General features: G+C 62.2%; 17 protein-coding genes and 1 pseudogene. 7 read left to right on the top strand and 11 right to left on the bottom strand.

Annotated features, from left to right (window positions below; all coding sequences use genetic code 11):
• Positions 1 to 27 precede the first annotated feature (27 nt).
• Positions 28 to 687, top strand: a complete 660-nt coding sequence (locus NFV80_RS04500) for a c-type cytochrome (protein WP_295326713.1) — start codon at positions 28 to 30, stop codon at positions 685 to 687.
• 428 nt (positions 688 to 1,115) lie between these two features.
• On the opposite strand, the gene rpoH is transcribed toward NFV80_RS04500, so the two are convergent.
• Entirely contained in the window at positions 1,116 to 1,976 is an 861-nt protein-coding gene (gene rpoH / locus NFV80_RS04495) for an RNA polymerase sigma factor RpoH (RefSeq protein ID WP_295326714.1), read from the bottom strand.
• 422 nt (positions 1,977 to 2,398) lie between these two features.
• On the opposite strand from rpoH, the gene NFV80_RS04490 reads away from it, so the two are divergent.
• The 4 genes from NFV80_RS04490 (at position 2,399) to NFV80_RS17435 (ending at position 4,553) form a co-directional block, all read left to right on the top strand.
• Positions 2,399 to 2,659 (top strand): hypothetical protein, encoded by a 261-nt coding sequence (locus tag NFV80_RS04490; RefSeq protein WP_295326716.1) that lies wholly within the window; start codon positions 2,399 to 2,401, stop codon positions 2,657 to 2,659.
• A gap of 79 nt (positions 2,660 to 2,738) precedes the next feature.
• A complete protein-coding gene (locus tag NFV80_RS04485) occupies positions 2,739 to 3,578 on the top strand; it encodes a DUF692 domain-containing protein (RefSeq protein ID WP_295326717.1) in 840 nt (279 codons plus the stop codon).
• Positions 3,575 to 4,339: a DNA-binding domain-containing protein gene (locus NFV80_RS04480; protein WP_295326719.1), complete on the top strand. Its 765-nt coding sequence runs from the start codon at positions 3,575 to 3,577 to the stop codon at positions 4,337 to 4,339. The genes NFV80_RS04485 and NFV80_RS04480 overlap by 4 nt, the downstream gene beginning before the upstream one ends.
• Positions 4,332 to 4,553 (top strand): cysteine-rich CWC family protein, encoded by a 222-nt coding sequence (locus NFV80_RS17435; protein ID WP_366143408.1) that lies wholly within the window; start codon positions 4,332 to 4,334, stop codon positions 4,551 to 4,553. Before NFV80_RS04480 ends, NFV80_RS17435 begins: the two co-directional genes overlap by 8 nt.
• On the opposite strand, the gene nudB is transcribed toward NFV80_RS17435, so the two are convergent.
• From nudB to NFV80_RS04430, 10 genes are all read right to left on the bottom strand, one after another.
• Positions 4,522 to 4,971, bottom strand: a complete 450-nt coding sequence (gene nudB / locus NFV80_RS04475) for a dihydroneopterin triphosphate diphosphatase (protein ID WP_295326721.1) — start codon at positions 4,969 to 4,971, stop codon at positions 4,522 to 4,524. The two genes, NFV80_RS17435 and nudB, sit on opposite strands and share 32 nt — an antisense overlap.
• Positions 4,968 to 5,411 (bottom strand): barstar family protein, encoded by a 444-nt coding sequence (locus NFV80_RS04470; protein WP_295326723.1) that lies wholly within the window; start codon positions 5,409 to 5,411, stop codon positions 4,968 to 4,970. Before NFV80_RS04470 ends, nudB begins: the two co-directional genes overlap by 4 nt.
• A gap of 2 nt (positions 5,412 to 5,413) precedes the next feature.
• Positions 5,414 to 5,743 carry a ribonuclease domain-containing protein gene (locus NFV80_RS04465; RefSeq protein ID WP_295326741.1) on the bottom strand — a complete coding sequence of 110 codons (330 nt, stop codon included), beginning with the start codon at positions 5,741 to 5,743 and terminating at the stop codon, positions 5,414 to 5,416.
• 158 nt (positions 5,744 to 5,901) lie between these two features.
• Positions 5,902 to 7,704, bottom strand: coding sequence for an aspartate--tRNA ligase (gene aspS / locus NFV80_RS04460; protein ID WP_295326725.1), 1,803 nt, complete (start codon positions 7,702 to 7,704; stop codon positions 5,902 to 5,904).
• A 26-nt stretch (positions 7,705 to 7,730) separates the two neighbouring features.
• On the bottom strand, positions 7,731 to 8,348 hold the full coding sequence (locus tag NFV80_RS04455) for a DUF502 domain-containing protein (RefSeq protein ID WP_295326743.1): 618 nt from the start codon (positions 8,346 to 8,348) through the stop codon (positions 7,731 to 7,733).
• Entirely contained in the window at positions 8,348 to 8,689 is a 342-nt protein-coding gene (locus NFV80_RS04450; protein WP_295326727.1) for a zinc ribbon domain-containing protein, read from the bottom strand. The genes NFV80_RS04455 and NFV80_RS04450 overlap by 1 nt, the downstream gene beginning before the upstream one ends.
• Before the next feature lie 100 nt (positions 8,690 to 8,789).
• Positions 8,790 to 9,653 carry an A24 family peptidase gene (locus NFV80_RS04445; protein WP_295326729.1) on the bottom strand — a complete coding sequence of 288 codons (864 nt, stop codon included), beginning with the start codon at positions 9,651 to 9,653 and terminating at the stop codon, positions 8,790 to 8,792.
• Positions 9,653 to 10,891, bottom strand: a complete 1,239-nt coding sequence (locus tag NFV80_RS04440; RefSeq protein WP_295326731.1) for a type II secretion system F family protein — start codon at positions 10,889 to 10,891, stop codon at positions 9,653 to 9,655. The genes NFV80_RS04445 and NFV80_RS04440 overlap by 1 nt, the downstream gene beginning before the upstream one ends.
• 19 nt (positions 10,892 to 10,910) lie before the next feature.
• Positions 10,911 to 12,626 carry a type IV-A pilus assembly ATPase PilB gene (pilB, locus tag NFV80_RS04435; RefSeq protein ID WP_295326733.1) on the bottom strand — a complete coding sequence of 572 codons (1,716 nt, stop codon included), beginning with the start codon at positions 12,624 to 12,626 and terminating at the stop codon, positions 10,911 to 10,913.
• Between the two features lie 216 nt (positions 12,627 to 12,842).
• A complete protein-coding gene (locus NFV80_RS04430; RefSeq protein ID WP_295326735.1) occupies positions 12,843 to 15,131 on the bottom strand; it encodes an NADP-dependent malic enzyme in 2,289 nt (762 codons plus the stop codon).
• A 273-nt stretch (positions 15,132 to 15,404) separates the two neighbouring features.
• Between NFV80_RS04430 and fusA the strand changes: the two genes are divergently transcribed.
• Positions 15,405 to 17,453, top strand: a complete 2,049-nt coding sequence (gene fusA / locus NFV80_RS04425) for an elongation factor G (RefSeq protein WP_295326737.1) — start codon at positions 15,405 to 15,407, stop codon at positions 17,451 to 17,453.
• A gap of 25 nt (positions 17,454 to 17,478) precedes the next feature.
• Positions 17,479 to 18,308 (top strand): annotated as a pseudogene (locus NFV80_RS04420) (glycerol-3-phosphate 1-O-acyltransferase); the annotation flags it as partial.

The following is an 18,308-nucleotide window of genomic DNA, read 5'->3' as shown; positions in this document are numbered from 1 at the left end:
TTCCCTTCAGGGGAGGAAGGAAGAAACATGTTCAAGACCATGCCCATGCTCGGTGTGGCGTTTCTCGGAATCACGGGTGCCGCGCTCGCCGCGGGGGATCCAGAACTCGGGCAGGCGAAAGCGGCAGTGTGCGCGGCCTGTCACGGTCCCGATGGCAACAGCATTGCCTTGCCGCCGCCCGCAGACCCCTGGCCAAAACTTGCCGGTCAGTTGCCCGAATACATCGTCAAGCAAGTGTATGATTTCAAGGCGGGACGGCGGAAAAATGAGCAGATGCAGCCGCAGGCGCAGGCCGTCGCCGATGCTGACTTGCTGGACATTGCCGCCTATTTCGCGAAACAGAAGATCAAGGCGGACGAAGCCGTAAACCGAGAGCTTCTGGCTCAGGGAGAAAAACTCTTCCTGCGCGGCAAGGGCCGTCCCGAACCGGTACCAGCGTGTATCGGATGCCACGGACCCGCCGGCGAAGGCAATCGGGACTGGAACAAGGTGATGAGCAAGCCGCCGGTCGTGCTGGCGCCGGCAATTGGCGGCCAGCATGCGAACTACATCGAAAAGCAGCTCAAGGCGTACAAGGATGGCAGCCGAAGCAACGACCCCGGCAAGGTGATGCGTGACATCGCCGGGCGCCTGACGAATGAGGAGATCTCAGCTGTCGCCGAGTATGTGTCGACGCGTGCGCACTAGACTTCCGACATCGTAGATTGCCACGTGCGGTGGCCGCAATCGCCTCTCGGCTGCGGTCCCGGCCAGCCGTGTCATTACAGCAGCGCATGCCCGGCACCCCATCATGCTCACAGTGGAAGCCACCAAGACCGAACAAGAGCGGGATCTCCGCTTGGCGTTCAGCGGTAGGAGGTTAGGTGGCGCGATGAGCATGGACGCCGTCTCCAGGCGGCGTAACCCCTCCCTCATCTGGACCAGAGATTCGGCTCGCCTCGTTCCCCAGGATCACTCCGCAACGCAAGCGCCCGCACCCGGTCATTAACGGAACAGGCGCAGTACATAGTTCCCGGGAGCTTGCTGCCCGTGGAGTATCGCATCCTTAAGCCAGCCGCTCGCGCCTACAGCCGAGGTCATGCTGCTTCGTCGGCAGCCAAGGACCTTCTCTCTGCTCAGCGGCTGTCGGCGAGTGGTTCCAGGGCAGCACGCATTTTCTGCATCGCTTTCGCCTCGATCTGCCGAATTCGTTCGGCGGAAACGCCGAACTCGGCTGCAAGTTCGTGCAGAGTGGCGGCATGATCGTCAGTCAGCCAACGCGCTTCGACGATGCGGCGGCTACGCGGATCGAGAGTTGCCAGAGCGTTCTGCAAACCATCGTTGTGTAGATGCACACGGGCACGGCTTTCGATCACCTGCAGCGGCTCGCCCGAACGATCTGCCAAGTACGAGATCGGAGCAAACGCATCCTCCTCGTCGCCGTCGCCTTCGAGCGCCAGATCGTGGCCCGAAAGCCGGGTGTCCATTTCCGTCACTTCGTCAGGCCGGACGCTGAGACGGTGGGCAATGTCTGCCACTTGCAACGAGCTCAGACCATCGCTATTCGCTTTCATGCCGCGCAGGTTGAAGAACAGCTTGCGCTGCGCCTTGGTCGTGGCGACCTTGACCATGCGCCAGTTTCTGAGAACGTACTCGTGAATCTCGGCCTTGATCCAGTGGATGGCGAACGAAACCAGACGCACTCCCCGCGTCGGATCGAAGCGCTTCACCGCTTTCATCAGGCCGACGTTCCCTTCCTGGATCAGGTCGGCATGTGGCAGACCGTACCCTAGGTACCCTCGCGCAATGGAAATCACCAGACGAAGATGCGAGAGCACGAGTTGCCGCGCCGCATCGAGGTCTTCGTGCTCGCGAAAACGGCTTGCCAGGACAAACTCTTCCTCTTCCGTCAGTATGGGAAACTGTCTGGCCGCCTGAATGTACGCGTCGATATTGCCGACCGCAGAAACTGTCGGAAAAGCCAGGACTTGCGTCATTGGGATACGTCCTCCTCAAAGTAATATTGTTTATATTAGCACTCTCCGCCTCAGAGTGCTAATCGCGACGAAAGTTCGCTTCGCTGACCTGCGAGTGGAACGCCGCTTCCGAAGAATTCGTGCTCTCGGCAGAAGCCGACCTAGTGCAGAGCGACAGGCGCAGGCGAGCAAAGCGCTGCGAGCTTGAACTAACTCCTTGCGCGATCGGCGGCACGCCCGCGTGTAGGGCTCGCCGGCGGCCGGCTACCCAACTGCTAGTCGACGCGCTACCCGCCAGTGAAAAGTGCCGCATCTATTGGCCGACACAAAAAAATCCTGCTTTCTTGTAAGCATTTCTGCCGTGGACACGTCTAAGCAATGTCGGAGCACTGGCTAGCGGATTTCCAGCCCCGACTCAACCCATCCATCGAGAGGAGAAAACAATGTCAAATCAACTGTCTGGTGTCGCCATCGCCGCCGCTGCGGCGGCTCTGTTTACTGCCGGTAGCATCGTTGCTCCGACCGCACAGGCTGCCGAGGGATCTTCGGTGCACTGTGCCGGCATCAATTCGTGCAAGGGCCATTCCGAGTGCAAGACGGCCAAGAATGAATGCAAGGGACAGAATGCCTGCAAGGGCCAGGGCTGGGTGACCAAGTCCAGCGCCAAGGAATGCACCGACGCCGGCGGCAAGGTGGCCAAGTAGGCGCGAAACCCACGCGAGCGACCGAGTCGCCGAGCGGCGGCCCGGTCCAGCGCAACGCCAACCGTACGAGAGAGACGACATGGGTGGAAAACTCGAAAGCTTTGGCCTTGGCCTGCGAACCGAACACTATCGCGACTTCCTGGCTGCGCCGCAGGCGGTGGACTGGCTCGAGTTGATCTCCGAGAACTACCTCGTCGCCGGTGGCAAGCCGCTGTATTTCCTCGACCGAATCCGCCAAGACTATCCGATGGTGCTGCACGGCGTCTCCCTTTCGATTGGCAGCAGCGATCCGCTTGACGCTGGCTACCTGCGTGAATTGCGCGGGCTGGTCGACCGTGTCGAGCCAGCCTGGGTCTCGGACCATCTGTGCTGGACCGGAACCAGGTCGCTGAACCTTCACGATCTGCTGCCCCTCCCGTACACCGAAGAGACGCTGCGCCATCTCGTTCCGCGCGTGGCCCAGGTCCAGGATGCCCTTGGGCAGGCCCTGTTGCTGGAAAACGTTTCCAGTTACGTGCGTTATCTGGCGGACGAGATGAGCGAGTGGGAATTCATTCGGGAACTGGTCGGACGTACTGGCTGCGAGCTGCTGCTCGACGTGAATAACGTCTACGTGAGCAGCGTCAATCACGGCTTCGACCCGCGCGTTTTCATCGATGCGGTACCAGTCGAAGCCGTCCGCCAGATACACCTCGCAGGTCATGAGGATCATGGCGACTACCTGATCGATACCCATGATCATCCGGTCTGCACGGCAGTCTGGGATCTTTACGCCTACACCATCGGCCGGCTTGGCCCGGTGGCAACGATGATCGAGCGCGACGACCACATCCCGTCGCTCGCCGAACTCGTCGGCGAGCTCGACAGTGCACGCTCGCTCGCCCGGCGCGCTCTGGCCACGAGGAAGCAAGCAGCGTGAACAGCCTTCCCGAGCTGCAACAACGCTTTCAGACGGCTATCCTTGGCGGCGAACCGACCCCCGGCCTGTTCGCCGAGGAAACGCCGACGCGGGAGGGCGGCTTCGCCATATACCTGCAGGCCTACCGGGCGCGCCTGACGGCCGCACTGCGAGACAATTTCCCGGTCCTGGCGCGGGCTCTCGGCGACGACGCTTTCGCCGATATGGCGGACGCTTACATCGATCGACAGCCTTCGCACTTCCGCTCGATTCGCTGGTTCGGCGGGACCCTGGCGGACTTCCTCGCTGCCGCGCCGGAGCACCTGCCACACCCGGCACTGCTCGACTTGGCGCGCATGGACTGGGCAATGCGTTCCGCATTCGACGCCGCCGATGCCGAGCTCCTGACTTTCGACGAAGTCGCCGCGCTGCGGCCCGAGCACTGGCTAGGGCTGTCTTTCCGACTGATACCGTCGGTCCGGCTGGTCGATCTGCGCTGGCGGATCGAACCGACCTGGAAAGCGCTCAACGCCGATTCTGCAGCCGACAGCGAAGAGCCTGAAGAACTGCCGCACACTCTGCTTGTCTGGCGGCGCGACCTCGACTGTTACTGGCGCTCGGCCGACGCCTGCGAAGCGCGTGTCCTGCACGCCCTGACGCGATTGGCCAGCTTCGCCGACTGTTGTCTGCTGATTGCCGAAAGCGGCGACCAGCAGGCAGCACGGACGGCCGCTGCCTTCGTCCAGCGCTGGATCGCCGAGGGATTGCTGGCACGTGACTGATCAGCACGCCTTTCGACCACCTGGCGGCGCACCGACCGTGGCATGCGCCGGCTGCGGCGAGAGTTTCGTCTGCGGCGCTGCCGCTGGCCTTGCTGGCTGCTGGTGCATGGCGGTACCGCCGCCGATCTGCGCACCGGCAACAGGAGTTGGCTGCTACTGCCGGACGTGCCTGGAGAAGCTGCTCAGCGCCCCGCCAAGCGCTCCGGCAATATGAGAATCGCGTCACGGTTGCTCCACGAAAAGCACTTCGCGGCCGCTTCACCCCAAGGCAACCAACAGTATTCGCGGTGTTCTCCGGGCGCGATGGTAACCTGGCAAACTGCGGGCACCTGCAGCGAGAAGACATGCTCGGTGTTGTGCAGCACTCCCGGGGCATAGCGGTGGCGCCACTCGGCGAAGATCTCGTAGTGGTTGGTGATCTGCCAATCCTGCAACTCTTCGGGGCGTGCCAGAATTCCGGTTTCCTCGGCAACTTCACGGACGGCCGTGGCCGCTAACGACTCGTCCGCCTCCTGGCTGCCGGTGACCGACTGCCAGTAGCCGGGGTGTGCGGCGCGTTCGAGCAGCAGAACCTGCAAGTCCGGCGTATGAATCAGGACCAGCACCGACTCCGGCCGCTTGTAGTGAATCATGTGATGGTCGGAAAAGGAGCCAGTCCATCCGCACCAAGATCGTAGAACACCCACAGTGGAAGCTTCCGTGCCTGCCATTCGGCGATGGCCACGGCAAACACCGCGTTGAGCGCCTGCAAGGCAGCGGGGTCGGCCGCTTCCAGTGCCCGGGTACCGGAGACGATCAGCACATACCCTGGTGCTTCGCACCACGAGAAATCGCTCAGACAATCCTTCAGTGCATCGAAGTTATGCCCGTACCACGCGGGAAAGGCGAGGTCGTGCGCCAGCTGCACGAATACCGCGTCGATCCTGTCGGCGTCAGCGAGATTGACTTCGAAACAGGCGAAGCCGGCGCTTTCTGCAGCCGCCCTGACCGCCGTACGGTTACTCGACGGAAGGTGGTAAATTCCCGCGCGTGTCGAGTCTTTCAGCAGGGTCAGCACGTCGTTCTGGCGCATGGCTATTCACGTATCCGGCGGAAACTGCGGTAATGATCGTCAGTGTAATAGTACTCACCAGAAGTCGCGACGTTGCGCTCGACTCCCTCGCCAGCGATGATACGTCGCGCCCCGCGGTCTCGACTGCCAGGCGTCGGCACCGTGTATTCGCGGTAGTAGCCGCGCGGCTGCAGCGGCAGGCGCCTCTCGAAATTGCCAAAAACGACGCCATCGTTGCGCGGATACGGAAACGGCCCACCACGCTGGATCAGGCGCAGCGTCTGCCTCGCTTCCGGTGGCAAATCGACCACGGCAACGCTCGCCAGGTAGTGCACCTCGCGCGCTTGCGTCACGCCGGTGAGAACTCCGAGCGCTGCGACCAGCAGCAACGGGAACAGACAGGCAACGACTTTCCGCGCGCGCAATCGGATCTGGTGAAAAATCCACGCTGCGGCCACCCTGCCCCCTTGCTGGCCCTTACCTGATCGAGGCGATTTTCTCGACAGAGCTCTCAGCCCCGGCCAATCTCGCCTTGTGTTTCGACCTTCTGGCGAAGTCGGATATGCAATTCCCGCAATTGCCTTTCGTCGACCGTACTCGGTGCGTCAGTGAGCAGGCACTGTGCGCGCTGCGTTTTCGGGAAGGCAATGACGTCGCGGATCGACTCGGCGCCGGCCATCATGGTGACGATTCGGTCCAGACCGAATGCGAGACCACCGTGTGGCGGCGCGCCGTACTTGAGCGCATCGAGGAGAAAGCCGAACTTGGCCTGCGCCTCGTCGTCACCGATGCCCAGGGCCTGGAACACCTGCTCCTGTACGCTGGCGCGGTGAATCCGTACCGAACCACCGCCGAGTTCGGAACCGTTCAGCGCCAGATCGTAGGCCTTGGCCAGGCAGTTCCCGGGGTCGCTTGCCAGCAACGCCAGATGTTCGTCCTTCGGACTGGTAAAGGGATGATGACAGGCAGTCCAGCGCTTCTCCTCATCGTCGTAGTCGAACATCGGAAAATCGACGATCCACACCGGCTCCCAGGCGCTGCCGTTTACAAAACCCTTCTCATGGCCGATCCTGACGCGGAGAGCTCCCAACGCATCGTCGACCACCTTGCGTTTGTCGGCGCCGAAGAAGATCAGATCGCCGGATTGCGCTCGCGTCCGCTCGACAATGGCTTGCAGCGCGCGCGCGTGCAGATTCTTGACGATCGGCGATTGCAGACCGCTCTCGTTGAGCTGGGTCACGTCGTTGATCTTGATGTAGGCGAGTCCTCGAGCTCCGTAAATCCCGACGAATTGCGTATAGGCATCGATTTCGCCACGCGTCAGGCTGGCGCCGCCGGGAATGCGCAGGGCAGCGATGCGGCCACCTTCGCTGTTGGCGACTGCGGCAAAAACCTTGAAGGGAACGTCCTTCAGCACGTCGGCGACTTCGACGAGCTCGAGCGTCACCCGCAAGTCGGGCTTGTCGGAGCCGTAGCGCTCCATTGCCTCGGCGTAGCGGAGACGCGGGAATGGATTCGGCAGTTCGACCGCGATCACCTCCTGGAACACCGCCCGCACCAGTTCTTCCATCAAGCGGATGATTTCGTCTTCGCCCATGAACGAGGTTTCGATATCGACCTGGGTGAACTCGGGCTGTCGGTCGGCACGCAGATCCTCGTCGCGAAAACACTTGGTAATCTGATAGTAGCGGTCGAAACCGGCGATCATCAGCAACTGCTTGAAGAGCTGCGGCGACTGCGGAAGTGCGAAGAAATGCCCGGGGTGAACGCGCGAGGGCACCAGGTAGTCGCGAGCCCCTTCCGGGGTGCTGCGGGTAAGCATCGGAGTCTCGACGTCGATGAAACCTGCGGCGTCGAGGAAGCGGCGAAAAGCTCGCGCCGTCCGGTAGCGAAGTTGCAGATTCTTCTGCATCGACGGGCGACGCAGGTCGATCACTCGGTGCAAGAGGCGAATGTTCTCCGACAGGTTCTCTTCGTCGAGTTGAAACGGCGGGGTCAGCGACGGGTTCAGGACTTCCATCTCGTGACAGAGAATCTCGATCTCGCCGGTCGCGATGTTGGCGTTGACTGTCCCCGCCGGCCGCGCACGGACCCGTCCGCTGACACGCAGGCAGAACTCGTTGCGAACCGACTCTGCGGTCCTGAACATCAGCGGACGATCGGGGTCGCAAACGATCTGCGCCACGCCCTCGCGGTCGCGCAGGTCAACGAAGATGACGCCGCCGTGATCGCGGCGGCGATGGGCCCAGCCACAGAGCGTGACCTCCTGGCCAATGAGCCGTGAATCGACTTGTCCACAATAGTGAGTGCGCATGCTTTTTCCGGGTTACAGGGTTCGGTTCATGGTCTGCCGGGAGTGCTCGGCGCCCGCGGCGCCGGAGCGACGACCCCCATCGAGATCACGTACTTCAGCGCGGTATCCACGCTCATTTCCAGTTCGATCACTTCCGCCCTGGGCAGCATCAGGAAGAAGCCCGAGGTCGGGTTCGGCGTCGTCGGCACATAGACGCTGAGATACTCGCCATCGAGATGGCGAAGCACGTCACCGCCCGGCTTGCCGGTGAGGAAAGCGATCGTCCATGATCCGCGCCGGGGATATTCGATCAGCAGCGCCTTGCGAAAGGCATGACCGGACGACGAAAAGAGCGTGTCGGAAACCTGCTTGACGCTATGATAGATCGAGTTGACAACTGGAATACGCGCCAACAGACTTTCCCACCAGACGACCAAGCGCTGCCCGATGAAGTTGGCAGCGAGCAGACCGGTGCCGAAGAGGATCAGCAGTGTCAGAATCGCCCCTGCGCCAGGGATGTCGAATCCCAGAGCGTTGCGTGGATGCACCGCCTCCGGCAGCAGGCGCAACGACTGATCCATGGTGCCGACAATCAACACCAGCACCCAGGCAGTGATCGCCAGCGGAACCCAGATCAGCAGTCCGGTGATGAAGTAGCGCTTGATCAGTTGCCGCCGCACGCTGTGGCTCCGGAAGTGGCGGCGCTTGCTGCGCTCTCTGTACTCTTCGCCACTTCTGCGTTCTTGCCCGCCTCGGCGCCGTCGGCTGGTTTCGTTCCCGTCTTGCCGTCACTTTCGCCCGCCGGTGCTGCCGGCGCGCCGCCCTTGCCCTTGAAATCGGTGGCGTACCACCCCGTGCCTTTCAACTGAAAACCTGCGGCCGTTACCTGTTTGCGATACGTGGCCTGGCCGCAGTGCGGACAGATCTCGAACACCGGCTCGCCAAGCCTTTGCAGGTGGTCCTTTTCGAAACCGCAGGAAGCGCAACGATAGGCGTAAATCGGCATGACCAACCTTCGGGAAGCAAGCTAAAGCGCAAATTATACGCGAGCCGAGCGCCGCAGTTCCGCCGTCGTCCGGCGCAACCTCCGGAGCCTGTTCGCACGCTCACAGCAGACCGATGTAAGCGCGCGTCAGCTCCTTTCCCCAGAACAGAGCAAGCAGACCGGCGGCTGCCAGATACGGGCCGAACGGTATCGGCGCGCTGCGCCCGCGCTTGCTCGTCACGATCAGGGCGGTGCCGACGATTGCGCCGAGCAGCGACGAGAGCAATATGGTCAGCGGCAGCATCTGCCAACCGAGCCAGGCGCCGAGAGCGGCAAGGAGCTTGAAGTCTCCATACCCCATTCCTTCCTTGCCTGTCGTCAGCTTGAAGGCCCAGTAGACCGACCACAGACAAAGATAGCCGCCGACCGCCCCGATCACTGCCGATGGCAGGTCGGTGAAAGTAGCGAAGAGGTTGAACAGCAGTCCGGCCCAGAGCATAGGCAGGGTGATCGAGTCGGGCAGCAGATGCGCGTCGAGATCGATACAGGTCAGCGCCAGCAGGCACCAGATGAACAGCATGGCGCCTGCCGTCGCCCAGCCATAGGCAAAGTGGCAGGCGGCAAGGGCGCAGAGCACGCCGCTGGCAGTCTCGACCAGCGGGTAACGTGGCGATATCGGCGCCTGGCATGCAGAACAGCGTCCGCGAAGAAACATCCAGCTGAGGACGGGAACATTCTCGATTGCGGTAATGCCGTGACCACAGTTCGGACAGCGCGAGCGCGGCGAGAGCAGCGAGAGTGTCTCCTTCTCGGGCGCCGGCTTGCCGCCGCTGAGCTCGGCGCAATGGGCCCGCCAATCGCGCTCCATCATCTTCGGCAGCCGGTGGATCACGACGTTGAGGAAACTGCCAACCAACAGCCCGAAAACCCCACAGATGACAACGAAAACCGTCGGATCGACGTCGGCAACCCAGGCGGTCGGCATTATCCGATCACTGCCCCGAGCTTGAAAATCGGGAGATACATGGCGATCACCATGCCACCAATCAGCACCCCGAGAACGACCATGATCATCGGCTCCATCAGGCTGGCCAGAGCCGCGACCGCGTCGTCCACCTCGGCTTCATAGAAGTCCGCCACCTTGCCGAGCATGGCGTCGAGCGCTCCCGACTCTTCGCCAATCGCCACCATCTGATTCACCATGTTGGGAAAGAGCTGCGTGCTCTGCATCGCCGAGGTGAGACTGGTGCCGGTGCTCACCTCGCTCTGAATCTGCCGAGTCGCCGCCTTATAGACATAGTTGCCAGCGGCACCGCCGACCGACTCGAGCGATTCGACGAGCGGAACGCCGGCGGCAAACATGGTGGAAAGCGTGCGCGTCCAGCGCGCGATCACCGCCTTGCGAATGATGTCACCGAAAACCGGGACACGCAGGAACATGCGGTCGAAAGCAATCTGCATCTTTTCCGAACGCTTCCAGCTGTAGAAGAAGGCGAACACCGAGCCGCCGACGCCGCCGAAGATCGCCCACCAGTACGCGATGACAAAATCCGACATGGCGATCACCACCAGAGTCGGAGTCGGCAGGTCCGCACCGAAACTCTTGAACACTTCCTTGAACGCGGGAATGACGAAGATCATGATCACCGCCGTGATGATGAAGGCGACAACGATGATCGTCAGAGGATAGAAGAGCGCGGCCTTGATCTTGGACTTGATCGCGATCATCTTTTCCTTGTAGCTGGCAAGACGATCGAGAAGCGCCTCAAGGATACCTGCCTGTTCGCCGGCGGCAACCAGATTGCAGTACAAGGGATCGAAATACAGGGGATGTTTTCGGAATGCCTGCGAAAGCGAGCTGCCGGTCTCCACGTCCGACTTGATGTCCAGCAGCAGTTTGCCCACCGCCGGATTCTCGTGCCCGCGCCCAACGATTTCGAAAGTCTGCAGCAAGGGCACTCCGGCCCTCATCATCGTCGCCAGTTGGCGAGTGAACAGCGTGATGTCTTTCTCGGTGATCGTCCGACCAGCCTTGAAGCGTTGCCGGGAAATCTTGCTGACCAGAATGCCCTGACGCCGCAGGGTCGCCTGCACCACGGTCTGACTGGAGGCACGCTGCTCGCCGCGGACGATCTTGCCTGCCTTGTTCTTCCCTTCCCAGAGAAAAACGTGCTCCTTGACCTCCGATGCGAGCTTCCGGCCGGGTCTTGCTGCTGTCGCCATTCTTCCCTCTAACCCAGGCTCAAGCGTTGGTGCTGCCGAGAACTTCGTCAAGAGAGGTCAGCCCCTGCTTGACCTTGAGCAGGCCGGAACGACGCAGGTCATCGACGCCTTCCCTGCGCGCCTGGCTGGCAATGTCGAGCTCGCTGCCATTGGCCATGATGATTTGCTGGATCGCCTCGCTCACCGGCATCACCTCGTACAGCCCGACACGCCCCTTGTACCCCGTTCCCTTGCAGCGTTCGCATTCTCCCGGACCATAAAGCGTCCAGCTGCCATCGAGATCACTTTCGAGGAATCCGGCATTCAGCAGCGTTTCGGTCGGCGCATCGAGCTGCCGCTTGCACGAACACAAGCGGCGAACCAAGCGCTGTGCGGTGATCAGCAGAATGCTCGCAGCAAGGTTGAAAGTCGGGATGCCCATGTTCATCAGACGCGTCAAGGTAGCGGGGGCGTCATTGGTGTGCAGGGTCGATAGAACCATGTGACCAGTCTGCGCCGCCTTGATCGCAATCTCGGCCGTCTCCACGTCCCGGATCTCGCCGACCATGATGATGTCCGGGTCCTGACGAAGAAACGCTTTCAGGGCAATCGGAAAGGTCAGGCCGGCCTTCTCATCGACGTTGACCTGATTGATTCCAGGCAACGGTATTTCGGTGGGATCTTCCGCCGTCGCGATATTGACACCGGGGCGATTCAGGATGTTCAGACAGGTGTAGAGGGATACGGTCTTGCCGGAACCGGTCGGTCCGGTCACCAGAATCATTCCATACGGCCGATGAATCGCCTCCAGCAACAGGGCCTTCTGCTCGGGCTCGTAGCCGAGCGCGTCGATACCCAGGCTGGCGCTGGCCGGGTCGAGGATGCGCAGGACGATCTTCTCTCCATACATCGTCGGCAGCGTACTGACGCGGAAATCGATCGAACGGCTCTTGGAAAGCACCAGACGCATGCGACCGTCCTGCGGGACGCGCTTCTCGGCGATGTTCAGGCGCGAGATGACCTTGATGCGCGAGGCAATCTTGTCCTTGATGACCAATGGCGGCGCGGCCACCTCGCGCAAGATGCCGTCGGTCCGGAAACGGATGCGATAGTTCTTCTCGTACGGCTCGAAATGAATGTCGGACGCGCCCTCGCTGATCGCGTCCAGCATCATTTTCTGAATGAAGCGGACCACGGGCGCGTCGTCGACTTCGAGACTTGCCGCCTCCTCCGCCTTGTCGGGGCCCTGCTCATCGGTGAACTCGAGATTGATTTCCTCGCTGGTAAAGTTTCTCAGCGTCTCCTCGGCCGATTCGGCCAATTTCGTGACCAGCGGAGCGAGCTTGTTCTCTTCGACGACCACCGGGTCGACGGTCAATCCCGTCTGAAAACGTATTTCGTCCAACGCACGCAGATTGGTCGGATCGGCAATGGCGACCGCCAGGCGATTGCCACGCTTGTGCAGCGGGATGACCTGGTGGGTTGCAATCAGCTTGCGGTCGATCGCGTTCTTCTGGATATGCGCATCGTCGAAGGCGCTCAGATCCAGCAGCGGAAAACCGAACTTGTCCGCGGCGAACCGCGCCAGATCAAGAAAGCTGCCCTTCTTGGCTCCGACCAGCTGTTCGATCAGCGACGTCTTGCGAGCCGCAGCCTGAGCGAGCAGAGACTCGGCTTCGACTTCCTTGAGCCGGCCGGCCTGGACAAGCGCACGAGCGAGACCGCTTAGCGGCGATTGGTGCGGATTGGCTACCATCTATCTGCGACAGGACCTTACGATGCGAGGTGAAGCATCCCGGCCATACCGGCCAACCTGATGATGCATTGGCTGCGCCGGTTTGTAAAGGCAGACGCACCCCAGCGTTGTCCACACCGCCGACGTAGCCGGCGGCAGTCGGCGTTGGACGAAAGCCGCGCGCGAACTCGCCAGCCCCGTTGCGAGCGATTTCCTGCCGCCGCTGGCGGGCCTCCCCTACTTGCTTGCCGCGTCCACCACCACCAGAGCGGTCATGTTCACCACCCGGCGAACCGTAGAAGTCGGGCCGATCACGTGCACCGGGCGCGCCGCACCAAGCAGGATCGGACCGACCGCCATGCCGTCGCTGCCGGTCATCTTGAGCAGGTTATAGGAAATGTTCGCGGCATCCAGATTGGGCATCACCAGCAGGTTGGCCTCACCGATCAGTGGCGACTGCGGGTCGAACTGCTTGCGTATCTCGGCGGAAAGCGCGGTGTCGCTGCGCATCTCCCCGTCGACCTCGAGGTCAGGCGCCTTGGCGCGAATCAGCGCCACTGCCTCGGCCACCTTGCATGCGGAAACGCTCTGCCGCGATCCAAAATTGGAATGCGACAACATTGCCAGTTTCGGCCGAATCTTGAAACGCCGAACCGCGTCCGCCGCCATCAGCGCAATTTCGGCCAGCTGTTCGGCATCCGGATTCTCATTGACGTGCGTATCACAGATGAACAGGGCGCGACCGGGCAACACGAGATGCGCCATCGCTCCCATGGTCTTGCAGCCCGGCGCCTTGCCAATGATCTCGTCGACATGTCGCAAATGATGCGCGAAACGGCCGGTCAGGCCGCAGATCATGCCGTCGGCGTAGCCCAGCCTGACCATGATGGCGCCGATCACGGTATTGTCATTGCGCAGGCGCGACTTGGCGATGTCGATGGTCACCCCATGCCTTTTCCTGAGCTGATGGTAGGCAGTCCAGCACTCCTTGTAGCGTTGGTCGCTGCTCGGATCGACCACCTCGAAGTCGACACCAATGCGCAGCTTCGAGCCGATTCGCTCCATCCGGGCGCCAATGACATCCGGCCTGCCGATGACGATGGGACGAGTCAGACCTTCATTCAGAATGATCTGCAGCGCGCGCAACAGACGTTCGTCTTCGCCGTCCGGGTATACGATGCGCGTCCGCCGCCCGCGCTTGGCAGCAGAAAACACTGCGCGCATGCCCACTCCGGTTCGATAGACGAATTCGGCCAGCCGCTCCTTGTAGGCAACCATATCGGTAAGCGGCCTGGTGGCGATTCCGGAAGTCATCGCCGCTTGCGCCACCGCCGGAGCGATGGTGGTGATCAGACGCGGGTCAAAGGGCTTGGGAATCAGGTAGTCCGGCCCGAACGAGAGTTCTTCGCCGGGATACGCCATGCCGACTTCCGCACTCACCTCCTGCTGCGCCATGGCCGCCAGTGCCCTGACGCAGGCCATCTTCATCGCTTCGTTGATTCCCGTTGCACCGACATCGAGCGCACCGCGGAAAATGAAGGGAAAACAGAGAACGTTGTTGACCTGGTTCGGGTAGTCCGAGCGACCGGTAGCGATGATCACGTCGGGACGCACCTCCTTGGCTTGCTCCGGCATGATTTCCGGTGTCGGATTGGCAAGCGCGAAGACGATCGGACGCTCGGCCATGCGCTCGAGCATCTCCGGAGCGAGTACCCCGGCTGTGGAAAGTCCGAGGAAGACGTCTGCGCCGTCGATCGCGTCGGACAGCGTGCGCGCTTCGGTGTCCCGGGCATAACGCGCCTTGGTCGGCTCCATGTTCTCGTCACGGCCGCGATAGACGACCCCTTTCGAATCGCAGACGGTGATGTTCTCGCGCTGCACACCAAGGTCACACCACAGGTTGAGACAGGAAATCGCCGCCGCCCCCGCTCCGGAGCAGACGACCTTGACTTCGCCGATATTCTTGCCGGTCAACTGGAGCGCATTGAGGATCGCCGCCGACGAAATGATCGCGGTACCGTGCTGATCGTCGTGAAACACCGGAATCGACATCCGCTCCTTGAGCTTTGCCTCGATGTAGAAGCACTCCGGCGCCTTGATGTCTTCCAGGTTGATGCCGCCAAGAGTCGGTTCCATGGCGGCGATCATGTCGATCAGACGATCCGGGTCGCTTTCGGCAAGTTCAATGTCAAACACATCGATACCGGCAAACTTCTTGAACAGGCAGCCCTTGCCTTCCATGACCGGCTTGGCGGCCAGCGGGCCGATGTTGCCGAGGCCGAGCACGGCCGTGCCGTTGGTGATGACGCCCACCAGGTTTGCGCGCGAAGTGTACAGACTGGTCGTGCCCGGGTCATCGACGATGGCATGACAGGCATACGCCACTCCCGGAGAATACGCGAGTGCGAGATCGAACTGGTTGCTGAGCCCCTTGGTCGGCTGCACGGCAATCTTGCCCGCAGTGGGATAACGGTGATATTCGAGGGCTGCCTCGCGAAGGTCGGCCCGACGCGGATCGTTTTCCATGTTGCCTCCTGACGCAGGATTCGTCGACGTGAAAACGTGTAACTTTAGCCGACTCGCGCAGTTAACACAAAACTGATGTTCTTTCGATATTCCGTGGGTATCCGACCGGCGCGCCGACGGACTGCGATGAACAGGCTCCACGTGCCACCGGGACACGACAGGCGAGCGCGGCAACGGTCGCGGGGGTAGAATGCCGGACGCACGCGCAGCGATGATGCCTGGGGGCTGTTCCCGCTGCTGCGGCTTGCCTTCGACTTCAATGGGAGATGATGAATGGGCCAGACCGCCACCACTAACCTTCGCACTGTCGCTCTCGTCGGCCACGGCGCTGCCGGCAAGACGACGCTCGCCGAAAGCCTGCTCGCTGCCGCGGGGGCCATCAGCAGCCGCGGCGCCGTCGAGCGGGGCAGCACCGTTTGCGATTTCGATCCGCAGGAGAAGGAGTTCGGTCACTCGCTTTATTCGGCGCTGGCGAGCTTTTCCTGGCAAAGTGTGCAGGTGCATCTGGTCGACACTCCCGGCTTTCCCGACTTCGCCGGTCAGGCCATCGCTGCCCTCGCCGCGGTTGACACGGCGCTGGTGGTGATCAATGCGCAGAACGGCATCGAACTGTCGAGCGAGCGCATGATGAAACTGGCGGCAGCACGTGGCGTCTGCCGGATGATCGTGATCAACAAGATCGACGCCGAGAACGTCAACCTGCCGGCACTGGTCGGCGAGATCCGCGAGCGTTTCGGTCGCGAGTGCATGCTGCTCGATCTCCCGGCCAAGCATGCCAGCGAGGTCGTCGAACTGCTCGGCCACGATGATGGCGAGAGCGACTTCGAGTCGGTAGCGGCTGCGCACCGCGCGTTGATCGACCAGATCGTCGAGGAAGACGAAGATCTGCTGGCAAGATACCTCGATGATGGGGTCGATCCGAGCCCGGAAGAATTGCACCTGCCATTCGAGAAAGCGCTGCGTGCCGGCCACCTGATTCCGATTCTCTTCGTTTCGGCAAGGACCGGGGCCGGGATCCCGCAGTTGCTCGACGTGCTCGCCAAGCTGGCGCCCAATCCGGCGGAGGGCAACCCGCCGCCGTTTTATCGCGGCGAGCCCGGCGGGCCGGCGGAGGCTTTCGCAGCCGAACCCGATCCGCAGAAGCACGTTCTGGCGCACGTCTTCAAGGTGATCAGCGATCCCTTCATCGGCAAGGTGGGCGTTTTCCGCGTGCATCAGGGAACGATCCGGAAGGATTCGCAGCTCTTCGTGGGCGACAGCAAGCGCCCGTTCAAGGTCGGCCACGCCTATCGTCTGCAGGGCAAGGAATATGTCGAAGCCGAGACGCTGGTACCGGGTGACCTGGGGGCGATCGCCAAGGTCGAGGAGATAGAGTTCGACTGCGTTCTGCACGACTCGCACGACGAGGATCACATTCACCTGAAGCCGCTCGAGTTCCCGCAACCGATGCAGGGCCTGGCGGTTCACGCACGGCGCAAGGCGGACGAGCAGCGGCTGTTCGAAATCCTGCACAAGCTCGAGGTCGAGGATCCGTGCTTCATCGTTGAACGTCATCCGACGACCAACGAGACGGTGATTCGCGGTATCGGCGAGATGCACCTGCGCGCCAAGCTCACGCGCCTGGCGCAGCAGTACAAGCTCGAACTCGACACCAAACCACCGCAGATCGCCTATCGGGAAGCGATTACCGCGGCCGCCGAAGGGCATTGCCGGCACAAGAAGCAGAGCGGTGGCGCCGGTCAGTTCGGGGAAGTGATGCTGCGCGTCGAACCACTCGAACGGGGCGCCGGATTCGAATTCGTCGACATCGTCAAGGGGGGCGTCATCCCCGGAGTGTTCATGGCGGCGGTCGAAAAGGGTGTCCGCCAGGCGCTTGCCGACGGCGTCGTCGCCGGCTTCCCGGTCGAGGACCTGCGAGTGACCGTGCATGACGGCAAATCGCACCCCGTCGATGGCAAGGACATCGCCTTTTTCACCGCTGCCCGCAAGGCCACGGTTGAAGCGATTCGCGCCGCCAAACCAATCGTTCTCGAACCGGTGGTCGATATCGAAATCCTGGCACCGGATGCCACGACAGGCGATCTCACCGGCGACCTTTCCAGCAAGCGCGGTCACCTGACCGGCACCCAGCCGCGCGGCCCGGGCACCATGGCGATCACCGGTCAGGTACCGCTGGCCGAGCTGGAAGGCTACCAGTCACGCCTCAAGTCACTGACCGGCGGCCAGGGCTCCTACAGCATCGCTTTCTCGCACTACGCGCAGGTGCCGCCAGCGACACAGCAACAGCTGGCCTCGCAGCACAAGGTCGTCGAAGAGGAATAAGCGGCCAAAGACCGGCGTTGCGGCCATGGCGGAGAGGCTACGGGTGTCCGGCTGGTTTCTCCCGATGGCTCGCCGCCTGCTGTACACCTGGGTGCGGACCACGGTTTTTCCCGTGGACCGCCAGGACCTTGGCCTCGACCCCGCAAAGCCGGTCTGCTACGTGTTGCAGGATCGGCACCTCTCCAACCTGCTGGTCCTCCTGGAAGAATCGCGACGCTGCGGGCTGCCACGCGCCGAAGCGCCGCTGGTCCTCGGCGGACAACGTCTGCCCCGCTCCTTTTTCTTCCTGAATCGCGACCGCAGCGTCGCCGGCCGGGCGCGCGCAGGCGTCTACTCGCCTCTGCTGCGCAGCGTGATGCAGCAGGCGGTGGCAGACGCGACGATCGACGTGCAGCTCGTGCCGGTGCTCATTCTCTGGGGGCGCAGCCCGGACAAGCAGGAGTCGGTGCTCAAGGCGCTGTTTTCCGAGACCTGGAGCGCCACCGGCCCATGGCGGCAGTTGCTGGCGATTCTGCTGCACGGCCGCAATGTCCTGGTACGCTACAACTCGCCGATCCTGCTCAGCGATCTGCTGCACGGAGGACTTGGCGAGGAAGCAGCACTGCGCAAGCTCGTGCGCGTGCTGCGCGTGCACTTTCGCCGCCAGCGACAGATGGCGATCGGCCCCGACATCTCGCACCGCAATACGCAGGTGGACGCAGTGCTCGCTGGCGAGTCGGTACGCGCTGCGATCGCTGCGGAAGCGGCTTCGCACGGAATTCCGCCAAGCGAAGCCCGGGCCCGGGCCCACCGCTTTGCGCTGGAGATCGCTTCCGACTATTCCTACGGCGTCCTGCGCGCCATGGAGCTGTTCCT

It is taken from the genome of Accumulibacter sp. (assembly GCF_023806565.1).
Classification (GTDB): domain Bacteria; phylum Pseudomonadota; class Gammaproteobacteria; order Burkholderiales; family Rhodocyclaceae; genus Accumulibacter.
The sequence above is the reverse complement of the archived record's forward strand: the minus strand, read 5'-3'. Positions and strand labels throughout refer to the sequence as shown.

Coding starts and splice junctions, on each gene's coding strand:
- NFV80_RS04500 (WP_295326713.1), top strand. CDS start 28: ATGTTCAAGACCATGCCCATGCTCGGTGTGGCGTTTCTCGGAATCACG.
- rpoH (WP_295326714.1), bottom strand. CDS start 1,976: ATGACGCAAGTCCTGGCTTTTCCGACAGTTTCTGCGGTCGGCAATATC.
- NFV80_RS04490 (WP_295326716.1), top strand. CDS start 2,399: ATGTCAAATCAACTGTCTGGTGTCGCCATCGCCGCCGCTGCGGCGGCT.
- NFV80_RS04485 (WP_295326717.1), top strand. CDS start 2,739: ATGGGTGGAAAACTCGAAAGCTTTGGCCTTGGCCTGCGAACCGAACAC.
- nudB (WP_295326721.1), bottom strand. CDS start 4,971: ATGATTCACTACAAGCGGCCGGAGTCGGTGCTGGTCCTGATTCATACG.
- NFV80_RS04470 (WP_295326723.1), bottom strand. CDS start 5,411: ATGCGCCAGAACGACGTGCTGACCCTGCTGAAAGACTCGACACGCGCG.
- aspS (WP_295326725.1), bottom strand. CDS start 7,704: ATGCGCACTCACTATTGTGGACAAGTCGATTCACGGCTCATTGGCCAG.
- NFV80_RS04450 (WP_295326727.1), bottom strand. CDS start 8,689: ATGCCGATTTACGCCTATCGTTGCGCTTCCTGCGGTTTCGAAAAGGAC.
- NFV80_RS04445 (WP_295326729.1), bottom strand. CDS start 9,653: ATGCCGACCGCCTGGGTTGCCGACGTCGATCCGACGGTTTTCGTTGTC.
- NFV80_RS04440 (WP_295326731.1), bottom strand. CDS start 10,891: ATGGCGACAGCAGCAAGACCCGGCCGGAAGCTCGCATCGGAGGTCAAG.
- pilB (WP_295326733.1), bottom strand. CDS start 12,626: ATGGTAGCCAATCCGCACCAATCGCCGCTAAGCGGTCTCGCTCGTGCG.
- NFV80_RS04430 (WP_295326735.1), bottom strand. CDS start 15,131: ATGGAAAACGATCCGCGTCGGGCCGACCTTCGCGAGGCAGCCCTCGAA.
- fusA (WP_295326737.1), top strand. CDS start 15,405: ATGGGCCAGACCGCCACCACTAACCTTCGCACTGTCGCTCTCGTCGGC.